7 protein-coding genes and 4 pseudogenes are annotated in these 12,573 nt (G+C 66.5%); 6 read left to right on the top strand and 5 right to left on the bottom strand.

Annotated elements, in window-relative coordinates:
• The first annotated feature begins 226 nt into the window (after positions 1-226).
• From HNR25_RS18410 to HNR25_RS18430, 5 genes are all read left to right on the top strand, one after another.
• The gene (locus tag HNR25_RS18410) at positions 227-1,657 is read left to right on the top strand and encodes a tryptophanase (RefSeq protein WP_184637117.1); all 1,431 of its coding nucleotides are present in this window, start codon (positions 227-229) and stop codon (positions 1,655-1,657) included.
• Positions 1,658-1,734: 77 nt separating this feature from the next.
• A complete protein-coding gene (locus HNR25_RS18415) occupies positions 1,735-2,775 on the top strand; it encodes a methyltransferase (RefSeq protein ID WP_221457698.1) in 1,041 nt (346 codons plus the stop codon).
• Between the two features lie 75 nt (positions 2,776-2,850).
• Positions 2,851-5,940: an amino acid adenylation domain-containing protein gene (locus HNR25_RS18420; protein ID WP_184637119.1), complete on the top strand. Its 3,090-nt coding sequence runs from the start codon at positions 2,851-2,853 to the stop codon at positions 5,938-5,940.
• On the top strand, positions 5,937-6,689 hold the full coding sequence (locus HNR25_RS18425) for an alpha/beta fold hydrolase (protein WP_281387593.1): 753 nt from the start codon (positions 5,937-5,939) through the stop codon (positions 6,687-6,689). The genes HNR25_RS18420 and HNR25_RS18425 overlap by 4 nt, the downstream gene beginning before the upstream one ends.
• A gap of 70 nt (positions 6,690-6,759) precedes the next feature.
• On the top strand, positions 6,760-7,782 hold the full coding sequence (locus HNR25_RS18430; protein ID WP_184637123.1) for a methyltransferase: 1,023 nt from the start codon (positions 6,760-6,762) through the stop codon (positions 7,780-7,782).
• Positions 7,783-7,855: 73 nt separating this feature from the next.
• Here HNR25_RS18430 and HNR25_RS26090 read toward each other — a convergent pair whose 3' ends face one another.
• From HNR25_RS26090 to HNR25_RS18445, 3 genes and pseudogenes are all read right to left on the bottom strand, one after another.
• Entirely contained in the window at positions 7,856-8,155 is a 300-nt protein-coding gene (locus tag HNR25_RS26090; RefSeq protein ID WP_376767517.1) for an integrase core domain-containing protein, read from the bottom strand.
• Between the two features lie 66 nt (positions 8,156-8,221).
• Complete coding sequence (locus HNR25_RS18440) at positions 8,222-8,521, bottom strand: hypothetical protein (RefSeq protein ID WP_184637127.1); 300 nt, start codon at positions 8,519-8,521, stop codon at positions 8,222-8,224.
• 122 nt (positions 8,522-8,643) lie between these two features.
• A pseudogene (locus HNR25_RS18445) lies at positions 8,644-9,916 on the bottom strand (IS701 family transposase).
• A 281-nt stretch (positions 9,917-10,197) separates the two neighbouring features.
• Between HNR25_RS18445 and HNR25_RS18450 the strand changes: the two are divergent.
• Positions 10,198-11,199 (top strand): annotated as a pseudogene (locus HNR25_RS18450) (IS481 family transposase).
• A gap of 94 nt (positions 11,200-11,293) precedes the next feature.
• Here HNR25_RS18450 and HNR25_RS18455 read toward each other — a convergent pair.
• Positions 11,294-12,196: pseudogene (locus HNR25_RS18455) on the bottom strand (IS256 family transposase).
• A gap of 73 nt (positions 12,197-12,269) precedes the next feature.
• Positions 12,270-12,563: pseudogene (locus HNR25_RS26620) on the bottom strand (transposase); the annotation flags it as partial.
• Positions 12,564-12,573 lie beyond the last annotated feature (10 nt).

Consider the following 12,573-nt stretch of genomic DNA (forward strand, 5'->3'; position numbering starts at 1 on the left):
CGAGAACACCGAGCACGACCGTTCTTTGGCAGGGCCTTGACGGCGGGGAGAGGCATCCGCACAGCATGCCTCCGGCGGCCACTACCACAGGGACCGCAATCCGCCCTTTCTTGAGGCGCCAACCACGCCTGGTATGGAAAAGGCGTCACGCTCTCCATTCCAACAGTCCAGCAGACGCAACCAGTCCCGCCGGAACCGCTCCAAGAGAATTAGGTATGAAACCTCCATGACTAAGGCAGATTCCACGGATCCCACAGGCGATGCTCGGCATCCCGCGGAGCCCTGGCGGGTGAAGAGCATCGAGTCCATTCGTCTCACAAGTGCCCAGGAGCGCGGAGTGGCCCTATCGGCTGCTGGCTACAACGTGGGCATGCTGCCAGCGGATCTTGTGTACATCGACCTCTACACCGACTCGGGGACCAGCGCAATGTCGGACCGGCAGTGGGCTGCCATGATGCTCGGTGACGAGTCGTATGCGGGCTCGCGGAGCTTTTACCGCTTCGAGGCGGCGGTGCGTGACTACTACGGCTACGAGCACGTGATACCCGCTCATCAGGGGCGGGCAGCGGAGAACATGCTCTCGCGCTGCCTCATCCGACCAGGCCATCACGTCCCGGGAAACATGTACTTCACCACCACGCGCCAGCACCAGGAGCTCAACGGCGGGATCTTCCACGACATCATCATCGACGAGGCCCACGACCCGGACGCGGACTTGCCGTTCAAAGGGAATGTTGACCTCGCCAAGCTGGAGCGGCTCATCGGCAAGGTGGGAGCCGAGCAGATCCCGTACGTTTCGCTGGCCGCGACGGTGAACATGGCCGGGGGTCAGCCCATCAGTATGGCCAACCTCGCGGAGGTCCGGGAGCTCACCCGCCGCCGCGGGATCCCGGTCATGCTTGACGCGGCGAGAGCGGTGGAGAACGCCTGGTTCATCAAGCAGCGTGAGCCGGGATGGAATGGGCGCTCGGTTGCCGACATTCTACAAGCGATGTGCGCGCTGACCGACGGTGCCACGATGTCGGCGAAGAAGGACAGCTTCGCCAATATCGGCGGCTGGCTTGCTGTGCGCGATCCAGCGCTAGCGGAGCAGGCGCGCAACCTGGTCGTTGTCTATGAGGGGCTGCACACCTATGGCGGGATGGCCGGCCGTGACCTGGAGGCGACGGCGCAAGGCATTGAAGAGTCCGTACAGGAGGACAGTATACGCACCCGCGTCCAGCAGGTGGCCTACCTAGCAGGGCGGATCGCTGCGGCGGGTGTGCCGATCGTACGCCCGGTGGGCGGGCATGCCGTGTTCCTCAACGCGACGGCGTTCCTGCCGGGCATACCCCACGAGCAGTTTCCCGCGCAGACGCTGACCTGTGCGCTCTACCTCGATGCCGGGATCAGATCCACTGAGCGCGGAGCGGTGTCGGCCGGGCGTGACCCGGTGACGGGCGAGAACCGGTATCCGCCCCTCGAACTGGTCCGACTCACCATCCCGCGTCGCACTTATACGCAGAGCCATATGGATGTGGTGGCCGAGAGCATCATCCGGCTGTACGGGCAGCGAGAGAAGCTGCGTTCGGGCGTGGCATTCGCCTATGAGCCCGAGACTCTGCGCTTCTTCCAATCCCGGTTTCGGCCGCTGTCGGGCGAACCGCTGTTCGGCTAGGTCACGACGTAACCCCGCAGAACCACCCAGGTGCGTGTTAGAGGACTCGCCCCCTCCCCTCCCGTCAGGAGCTTGCCATGACGCAACCGAAGGACACCACACCGCTGCTGCCCACTCCTCTCATGCAGCTCGCCACGGGATTCTGGAGCTTCAAGACCTTTGCGGGTGCCATCGACATCGGCTTGTTCAATCTGCTGGGCGGAGGACGTGAGCTGACCATGGAAGAGGTGTCGGCCGAACTGGGGATCGCCGACCGGCCCGCCGACCTGCTTCTGGCCGGCTGCGCATCGCTGGGCCTCCTGGACAAGTCCGGCTCCCGGTACCGAAATTCGGAACTCTCGGAGGAGTTCCTGGTCGAGGGGAGGCCCTACTACTTCGGCGGGTTCGTCCGCTACCTGGACCGCCGCGAGTACCCCGCCTGGCAGTCCATTGTCCAGACCCTCCGGACAAACAGTCCCCTCACCTGGACCCCTGGCAAGCAGGAGTCGCTCTTTGACACCGAGGCTCCGGAGACTCTGCAGCTGTTCTGGGACTGCATGTACTCCATCTCCACCTTCACGGCGCGCGCGCTCGCCGCGGTCTATGACTTCACCCGGAACACGCGGCTGCTGGACGTGGGCGGCGGCGCTGGCGCCTTCCCCATCGAATTGTGCCGTCACTTCGACCACTTGAGCGCGTCGGTCTTCGAACTGTCGCACGTGTGTGACCTGGCGCGCCAGCGGATCACCGACGCCAAGATGAGCGACACTGTCGATGCGGTCGTCGGGGACTTCATCCGCGATCCCGAACTGCCCCGCGGCTACGACGCCGTCATCCTGAGCATGATTCTTCATGACTGGGACGAAAACACCGGTCGGACGCTACTGCGCAAATGCCGAGCCGCTCTTCCCTCCGGCGGTGTCGTGTTGATCTGCGAACTCTTACTCAACGACGAGCGTACCGGACCACCGGCTGCAGCCTTGATGGGGATGAACATGCTGGTGGAGACCGAGGGAGGCAAGAACTACTCGGCCGCGGAGTACCGGAACTGGTTGCTGGAAGCCGGCTTCGCCCGCGTGGAAGTCCTGCCCCTCGAGGCGGCCGGCGCCAATGGTGTGGTTGTCGGCCACGTCAGCTGACACGCGTGCATCCAAGCTGTTCCCGGATCGGGGCAGCAACCCCAAGCCGCGAACCAACCCACTTGAGAGGGCCCCATGCGCCTGCGTGAGCGCATCGCTGGATACGACCGTGCCAGGCACGGAGTCCACCTGCTCAGAACTCCCGAAGTCATCGCCGATCCCTCCGTCTACATCGACGCCATCGCCGAGCTTGGCCCCCTGTTCTTCGACGAGGTCGGGGCAATGTGGGTGTGCTCCGGCTATGCCGAGGCAGTTGAGATCCTGCGCGGCCACCGGACATTCTCTTCCGTGCGCGAGCACGACCAGGGCGCGTTTGAGGAGCTGGGCCTGCACGCCTCCGCGAGCCTGAGCACCATGGTGCACGAGCAGATGCTCTTCATGGATCCGCCACAGCACAATGCCGTCCGGTCAGCCCTGGCCGAGCAGTTCACCGGCACCCGTGTAAGGAGCCGCGAGAACGACCTGCGGCAGATGGCCACCCGCGCCCTTGAGGATTTGCCTCGCAATGGCGTCCTCGACCTGGTGGTGGACTTCGCAGCGAAGCTGCCCTGCGCGCTGGTGGCGCAGTTACTGGGCATGCCGGGAAGGGAAGCAGAACTCACCCGGTGGGCTGAAGCCTACGAGCGGCTGCTGGGCAGCCTGTCCGCGCTGCCGGCGGCCCCGGACTCGGAGGTGGACGCGGTCCTGGCCGATGCCCTTGCCGTGTTGCAGAACGAAGCGAGAAGTCGACTGCGCACGCCTGGCGACGACGTGATCAGCTCGCTGACCGCCCCCCTGGTCGGCCGGTCACCAACCGACGATGAGCTGTTTGCTGTTGCGGCGAACTGCATCGTTCTGGTGGGCGGCGGCTACCAAACCCTGACCCACCTAGTCACTTCGGCTCTGCTGGCCGTGCATGACGACCCGGTCCTGGAGAAGCGTCTGCGTGAGGCCCCCGAGCACATCCCATCAGTTGTCGCAGAGGTCATGCGGGTCAACGGGTCGAGCCAGTACGTCGCGCGCAAAGCCACCACCGATGTGACTGTCCAGGGAACTCTGATCACAGCAGGCGAGAGAGTCCTGGTCCACCTGGCCGCTGCCAACCTGGACCCCCGGACCTTCACCGCACCCCGCACTCTGGACCTGGGCCGTCACGGCCCCAAGCACCTGGGCTTCGGCAGCGGACGCCACGCCTGCCCTGGCGCAGGTTACGCCGAACGCCTCGCCGGATTCGCAATTGAAGGCTTTCTGGCCCAGTACCCGTCCTATGCACCGGAACCGGAAGCACTCTCCTGGGGCATGCACGGGAACACCCGCTGCCTTGAACACGCGCGCGTCCGTGTCGATGCCGGAGTGACACCGGAAACTCCCCTCGACATACAAACGGCCGAACCCCACGCCACCGCCGGCGACAGCGTCCCCGCCCTGCCTGAGACCACCATCCCGGCAGGCTGCTGGCATGAGGTGTTCGAGCGGCAAGCCCTGCTGACGCCTGAGGCACTGGCGGTACAGGGGCCGGACGGCGACATCAGCTACCGCGAGCTCGATCAGCGGGCCAACGCTCTGGCCCATCGACTGCGGCGCCAGGGCGCCCAACCTGGCGCCGCAGTCGGCATCGTCATGGAACGTTCCGTGGAATTCGTCCTCTCTGTGCTGGCAGTAGCGAAGACCGGAGCCGCGTTCCTGCTCGCGGACGTATCCTGCCCCCGTGAACGCCTGCGGGCCATGCTCGTCGAGGCCGAGGCACGCATCGTCGTGTCCGACGACAGCCTTCCTTCCTCAGCCTCCCCCGTCCAGGTTGTCCGTTTAGGTGCGAAAGACTTCCGCCCGGATGCCCCGCTCACTGGAGCCTCCTCCGGCGACACGGCCTACGTCGTCTTCACCAGCGGCAGCACCGGTGCCCCGAAGGCCATCGCGATCAGCCACAAGGCCACGGTCAATCTCCACCTGGCGCAGCACCAGATCTTCGCCCTCAAACCCGCCGACCGGGTCCTGCAGTTCCTGTCACCCAACTTCGACGGCTGCATCGCCGACATCACTCTCGCGCTCCTGTCGGGCGCCACTTTGATCGTCGCGCCATCCGACCAGCTCACCGTCGGCCCCCCGCTGGCCCGACTGCTCGCATCACAGCGGATCACGACCGCAATCCTCACCCCGTCGGTCTGGATGACTCTCCCGGACCAGGTCCTGCCCGAACTGCGCATCGCCGCAGCCGCGGGCGAGCGACTGCCAGCTGCATGGGCGCGCAGGTGGACCGCACCAGGGCGGCGCCTGCTCAACCTTTACGGGCCGGCCGAGACGGCCGTCCTGGCAACCTGGCACGAATGCTCCCCGAACGACGACCCCCCGCCCATTGGCCGACCAGTCGCCAACAAACAGGCCTATCTCCTGGACCACCGCCTACGCAGCGTCCCGCCCGGGCAGGAGGGGGAACTCTGCCTCGGAGGCATCGGTGTCGGAAGATACCTGAACCAGCCAGATCTCATGGAAGAACGCTTCATCCGAACCCCCCACACCACCACCGACCCGGGAAGCCTGCTCTACCGCACCGGTGACATCTGTCGGCAGCACTCGGACGGCACACTCGAATACATCGGCCGCCGCGATCGTCAGATCAAGATCCGCGGCCAACGCGTCGAACTCGACGAGGTCGAGCGCGTCCTGGAGGCCGCCCCCGGGGTCACCGCCTGCGCCGTATATGAACAAGACGGCCGTATTGAAGCCCTGACCGTTCCCGCCGGCTCCCAGCTCGACGAGGAACCGATCCGCACCTTCCTGGCCTCCCGCCTGCACAGCGCCATGCTGCCTTCTGTGTTCACTACCGTCACCGAACTCCCGCGCACCGTGAACGGCAAAGCCGACCACCCCCCAACGCCCTCCAACGCGCTCGCTGCTCGCACCTACCCCGCCGGGCCCGCGCTCCCACTCGACGAACGCGCGAGGCGTCACTCCCGCATGACCTGGGAGATCGCCCAGCACTTCTCGCAGGTCCTCAACGTCCCGCTGCGTCGGGTCCAGGCGGATTTCGACTTCTTCTCCGCAGGCGGCGACTCCATCACCATCGCCGCCTTCCAGGTACGCCTGGAATCACTGACAGGCACACCCGTGGACACCGCAACCCTGATCACGGCGCCTACTCCGGAGCAGATTGCCACCCTTCTCCTCGATACCGGGACACCGACATGACCCGCCCAGTACTGCACACGAGGAGGGGCACACGGCCCGAGGCAGTCCTGTTCGTCCACGGAACGATGGACCACAGCGCGACCTTCCAGCGAGTCGCAGCACATATGCCCGGATGGACCGTCGCCGGGTATGACCGGCGCGGATGGGTCACCTCTCGCGCCCTCGCGGACCCGCAGACCCAAATGGCCGACCATGTAACCGATCTCATCTCCGCTACCTCCAGATTTCCAAGGCCCGTCGTGGCAGGGCACAGCTACGGCGCACTCGTGGCACTCACCGCAGCAGCCCAGCATCCTCGATTCATCAGGGCGGTCGTCCTCTTCGAGCCGCCCGTTCGCTGGCTGCCTTGGTGGCCCGACACCGCCCCCTGGGAGCAATTGGTCGAAGACGCATCAGCTCAGGGACCAGCCGCCGCGGCCAGAGCCCTCCAAGAAGCCGTCGTCGGCCACCCCACCACGCGACAGTCAGAGCAGGAACTAGAAGCGGCCGGTACCGCCCTGATCCGGGAGATGTCCGACCCCGCACTCAACCTGCCCACATTCGACCCCACGACGATAACCACACCTGTTATCACCGTTTCGGGAAGCCAGTCGCTGACACATCACCGACAGACCGCGCTCCACCTTGCAAACCTGATCCCTGCCGGCCACCACGCATCCATCGACGGCGCCGACCACATCGCGCACGTCACCCATCCACAGGACCTCGCCGCGCTCATAGAACAGGCAGCTGCCATGGATGAGGGCTGAACCATGCTCAGGCCGTTGCAGACGGGAACTGCGCTAGGCCTGCTACATCACAACGACAGGAAGGGCCGCCATGCTGCCGGTCAACTTGGAGAAGGCTATGTTCGGCGTAATCTCAACGCCGGTCCTACACCTGGCTGACCGCTACGAGGTGTTCACCCACCTGGCCGCGAACGGGCCTACGGCCGCGGCTGACATCGCCGAAGAGCTCCACATAGACCTGGAAACCACGGAGCGGATGCTGCTGGTCCTGACCGCATTCGAGATCGTCCAACGCGCGCCCGGGGGCCGATATAGCCTCCCAGACGCTGTCCACCCCTTCCTTGACCCGCACAGCGACCGCTACATTGGGGGGTTCATCACCCATCTCGTCCAGGAGACGGCGGGCAGGACACCCCTCCTGGATTCCTACCTCCAACACGGCAAGCGCTCGGTGGACGGATCCGACCCCCAGTCGTTCGCCTCTCTGTACCGGGACGATCAGGCCACTGGCCGTTTCCTGAAGGCCATGTGGGACCTCAGTTTCGCCCCGTCCAAAGAACTTGCCGCCCTCGCTGGGCTGGCCGCCACCACTCACTTGATCGACGTGGGTGGTGCCAGCGGGCCGTTCGCAGTCGCCGCGCTCCAGCACGCGCCTGGGCTCCGGGCAACCGTATTCGATCTTCCCGAGGTCGAATCGCAATTCAAGGAGACCCGCTCCGTCCATGAGCTCGGTGACCGACTTACCTTCATCCCAGGCGACTTCTTCACCGATGAATTACCCGAAGGCGATTGCATCGCCTTCGGGTACATCCTCTCTGACTGGCCCGACGATGCGTGTGTACAGCTCCTGAGTAAGGCATACCGGGCGTGCCGCGACCACGGGCGTGTGCTCGTGATGGACAGGCTCTTCGATGAGTCCAGGCAAGGGCCCCTCGCAACCGCGGCGATGAATCTGACCATGCACCTGGAGACCCAGGGTCGCCACCGCACGGCAGACGAATACATCACACTCCTCAAAGAGGCAGGGTTCAGCCAATGCGAAACACGTAGGTCTGACAGTGACAAGCATCTGGTTGCCGGCTACAAGGCTGAGCCAAGGCAGCGTCATCTCTGATGCCGGGGCGGGGCACCGACAGCCAACTTGATTGCGCCTTACCTGCTGCGCCCCGGTTCTGATGTAGGCTTCGTTACTTGTCTCCGACCCGGGCGGGGTCGGCGTTGTGATCATAGCCTGCCGCCTGATGGACCGTCTCGATCTCGGCCGGAGCGCGGTGAGCGAGCTCGCCGTGGAGGCGTCGGTGCTTGTACCAATCGACATACTCCGCCACAGCGAACTCGACGTCGGTGATCGAGGCCCACCCACGGCCGCGCTCGAGAGGATTGTGAATCGATTCGCCCTTGAATAGCGAATTGAACGCCTCGGCCATCGCGTTATCGTAGGAATCACCACGGGAACCGACCGAAGCGACCGCATCGGCCTCCGCCAAACGCCGCAGGCGCGCGCGTCTTCGACGCGTAATAGGTCCTCGGAGCGATCCGCACGCCCGCGTCGTTCAGACCTGCCAGATCGGCTCGACTCCGAGCTTCTTACACTCGACGACGCGATCGCGGTAGGTGTCGATATAGTCGATGACCACCGCGACCGGAACCTCCCGCCGCCGATCGGAGGAGGCTACTTCGTTTTGCGGTCGAGCTCCGCTTGCGCGAAAAGCGCGGCGGATGTCCAGCTGCTGGGCGCTCCGGCGGATCGGCCCCGTCCTCTGGCCCTCGGCCGCAATCGCGTCCAACGCCATGCGCGTCGCCCGCTCACGAAGCTCGTCGCTGTACTTCCTCGGTGCTGCCATGATCTGCATCCTTCCTGGAATCAGAGCCTGCACAGAACCCGGGGCGCAAAGAGGTCCGTGCCCCGACCCGAGTACTCAAGGGCTCTTGAACGCGCCAGGGCGCTTAGTACTCCAGCTGTAGATCGTGATGGTCATGGTTGGGCTACTTGTCGACGTCGATAATGCGCTCTTCGCGCTCGTGCCTGGTGGCGGCGTCGCCACTCTGACCAGCGAAGCCGGTGATCGGCGTGGTGGACACGATCGGCGACCAGGGCCATGAACAACCGCTGGATCTCGTTGCAGGACAGCGGTACCGTCTCCGCAGCGTCGCTGCGGGCGGCGGTGTCCCCATCCGCCCGCAGGACGGCGAGGAAGGCGTGGGCCAGCATCGCCAGGGTCACCCAGCGGATCCAGGAGGTATACCGGCGCACCTGGTGCTCATCCAGACCGGCCAGCCCCTTGGTCTGCTGGAACGTCTCCTCGATGCGCCACCGCGTCCCGGCCACCGCCACCAGCGCGGCAAGCGGGGAGGGCTCGGCCGAATAGCACCGGTAGTAGGCCAGCTCGCCGGTGGCCCGGTTGCGGCGGATCAGCAGGGCGCGATGGCCCGGCGCGGTCTCGGTCGTGGCGACCAGCGCCCAGTCGTAGAAGCGCTGCCCCTCGGCCCCCGCACCGGCCGAGAGCCGCTGCCAAGCCCGCCGGGGCAGGCGATTGGCAAGCTCCCGTACGCGGAACCGGCCCGCCGCGGTGGGCACCGCGGTCGAGCAGGACACGGCCAGGACGTAGCCCATCCGCTGCTCTTCCAGTGCCGCGCGCAGGTGGGGGTTGGCGCCGTAGACCTCGTCACCGGTGGCCCAGCGGGCACGGTGCCCCGAGGCGAGGAACCGCTCGATCATCGTTTCGGCGAGCCGGGGCTTGGTCGCGAAGCTGTGGTCTTCGCCCAGGCCCGCGGCCCGGCAGCGGTCGGGGCCCTCGGTCCAGGAGCGCGGCACATACAGCTCCCGGTCGACTGCGGCGTGTCCCCGCTTGCCGGCGTAGACGAGGTAGACGGCGACCCGGGCGTTCTCGATCCGGCCCGCGGTGCCGGTGGGGGTACCGCCCGCGCCGAAGGCGTAGGGGAGACTGGCGCTGGACGCCCACGGTGGTCGTGCCCTTTTTGAGGTCGCCGGTCTCGTCGACCACCAGCACCGCTTCCTCGTTATCCAGGTGCTCTGCGACGTAGTCGCGCAGGTCGTCGCGGATGCCGTCGGCGTCCCAGCAGGCCCGGCTGAGCAGGTGCTGCATCGCGTCCGGTGTGGGGTCGCCGGCCCATTCCGCGATGGTCCAGCAGTTCTTGCGGGGCAGGTCGGCCGGGAGGCCGCGGACGAGCCGCCCGGCTCGCCGCCGGGGCTCCACGCGGGCGAAGCGGTCTGCGATCCGTGCCATCAGGGCATCGAAGCTCTCTCGCCAGTGGGCGGGGTCTATGCTGTGGCCTGCGGCCACCGTTTCTTCGTTTGTCCACACAACTTGCGGGGATCAACGGTGGCCGTCTGTGTGTTCGCTCCGGATCGTTCCAGCCTGATCACGATCTACAGCTGGAGTATTAGGTGTTGCGGGGTGGGAGGTTGTTGACACTGGCACGGGGGTGACATGAGGAGAGCAGGCCCCCGGCGGCGATGATGAGAAGCGCCAACGACGCATCGAGCCGCCGGGAAGGACCTGCTCTCGTGTCCCACCGTAATGCGCCCCTGTCCGTCGAGGGACGACGCCGCCTCGTCGAGCGCTGCGCGAGCCGCCCGATCGCCCATGTGGCTGCCGAGATGGGCATATCGCGGGCGTGCGCCTCCAAACGGGTCAACCGCTACCGCCGCTACGGTGCCACCGGCCTGCACGAGCGCTCCTCGGTTCCGCATCACTCCCCGCAGGCCGCCTCCGGCGAGGCCGTCGCCGCGATCGAGGCCCGGCGGCGCGAGCACAAACGGTCCGCGGGGCCCGTATCACCGCCGAGCTCGCCGAGTGCGGCATCGTGCTCGACCGGCGCACCGTCACCCGCCACCTGGCCGCCCTCGGACTCGGCAGGCGCCGCTTCATCGACCCCGACGGCGCCTCGAACCGCGCTCCGGGCCGGATCGTCGCGCACTGGCCGGGCCACATGGTCCATCTGGATGTGAAGAAGGTCGGCCGCATCCCCGACGGCGGGGGATGGCGCGTGCACGGCCGCGACTCGGAGGCGGCCCGCACCGCCCAGCGCGCCAAGAACACCGGGGCGGCGGGCGGCTACCTCTACCTTCACTCCGCCGTGGACGGGTTCTCCCGCCTGGCCTGCACCGAGGCGCTGGGTGACGAGAAGGGCACCACCGCGGCCGCCTTCCTCGCCCGGGCGAAGGTCCGCCGCCCACGGCATCACCCACATCCACCGTGTGGTCACCGACAACGGGGCCTGCTACCGCTCGCAGGTGTTCTCCCGCCTCGTCGGCCGGCGCACCAAGCATCGCCGGACCAGGCCGTTCACGCCCCGGCACAACGGCAAGGCCGAGCGTTACCAGCGGATCATGGCCGAGGAGGTCCTCTACGCTCGGCCCTACGGAAGCGAAAGCGAGCGTGCAGCGGCTCTGGCGACCTGGAACATCCACGACAACTACCATCGGCCGCACAGCGCCGCCGGCGGCCGACCTCGGGCCTCACGCCTCCATGCCGCTGTCACCAACGTCCAGGCCTCATACAATTAGGAGGCGAGTGGCTCTTTCCGGGACGTCCCTCAGGAGTGTCGCAAGGTCTTCGCAGCCGGGTCTGTCAAGGTAACGGTGTAACTATTGTTCCTGGTCAGCGGCGTGTCGCGGTCAGTCGGCCCTCGAAGGTCAGATCGAAGGCGTTCAGGGCCTTCTTCCACCGGCCGGTCCATTTGGCCCGCCCGGTGCCCTTGGGATCCAGGCTCATCAGCGCGAGGTAGATGCACTTCAGCGCCGCCGTCTCGCTGGGGAAGTGCCCGCGGGCCTTGACCGCGCGGCGGATGCGGGCGTTGATCGACTCGATCGCGTTGGTCGTGCACACGACCTTGCGGATCTCCACGTCGAAGGCCGGAAACGGTACCACCTCGGCCCAGGCGCTCTCCCACAGCTTGACGACGGCCGGATACTTCTCTCCCCACGTCGCGGCGAACTCGGTGAAGCGCTCCAGAGCCGCCTCCTCGGTCGGGGCCGTATAGACGGGCCGCAAAGTCGCGGCGATCTTCTCCCAGTCGGCGCGGGCGGCATACCGGAAGCTGTTGCGCAGCAGGTGCACGATGCAGGTCTGCAGCACGGTCCGGGGCCAGACGCTCTCCACCGCCTCGCTCATGCCTGTGACGCCGTCGGCCACGAGCATGAGGACATCGGCCGCGCCGCGGTTCTTGAGCTCGGTGAAGACGTGGGCCCGGTACTTGGCGCGCGCCCTCGCCCCCGTCGCCAGCCCACAGCCCGAGGATATCGCGCTCGCCCTCGGCGGTCACACCCAAGACCAGGTAGATGGGTTGGCCACGGACCCGTCGCGGATCTTGACGTTGATCGCGTCGACGAACAGGACCGCATAGACCGGATCCAGGGGCCGGTTCTGCCATTCGGCCATGCGTTCCATGGCCGCGTCGGTGATGGCCGAGACGGTCTGTTTGGAGACCTCGGCGCCGTAGACCTCGCCCAGGTGGGCGCAGATCTCGCCGTGGGCCAGCCCCTTGGCCGACAGGGACAGCACGACGGCTGCTGACGCCGTTCAGACGCCGCTGGCGCTTCTTGACGATCTGCGGGTCGAAGGAGGCCTCGCGGTCGCGCGGCACGTCCGGTTCGACGGGGCCGGCCTCGGTGGTGACGGTTTTGGTGCGGGCGCCGTTGCGGGCGTTGCCGCCTGCGCCGTCCCGGGCCCGTTCGTGCTTGGCATAGCCCAGGTGCTCGTCCATCTCGGCTTCGAGCACGTTTTCCAGGGTGGTCTTGGTCAGCCGCGACAGCAGCCCGTTCTCTCCGACCATGTCCACGCCCTCGGCTTTGGCCTTGGCCATCAGCTCGGCGACCAGTTCCTCGTCCGACCTGTCAGTGTCCCTCGCGACCTGCTTCTTGTCACTCATGGAGTACTCC

The sequence above is a fragment of the Streptomonospora salina genome (assembly GCF_014204715.1).
GTDB lineage: Bacteria > Actinomycetota > Actinomycetes > Streptosporangiales > Streptosporangiaceae > Streptomonospora > Streptomonospora salina.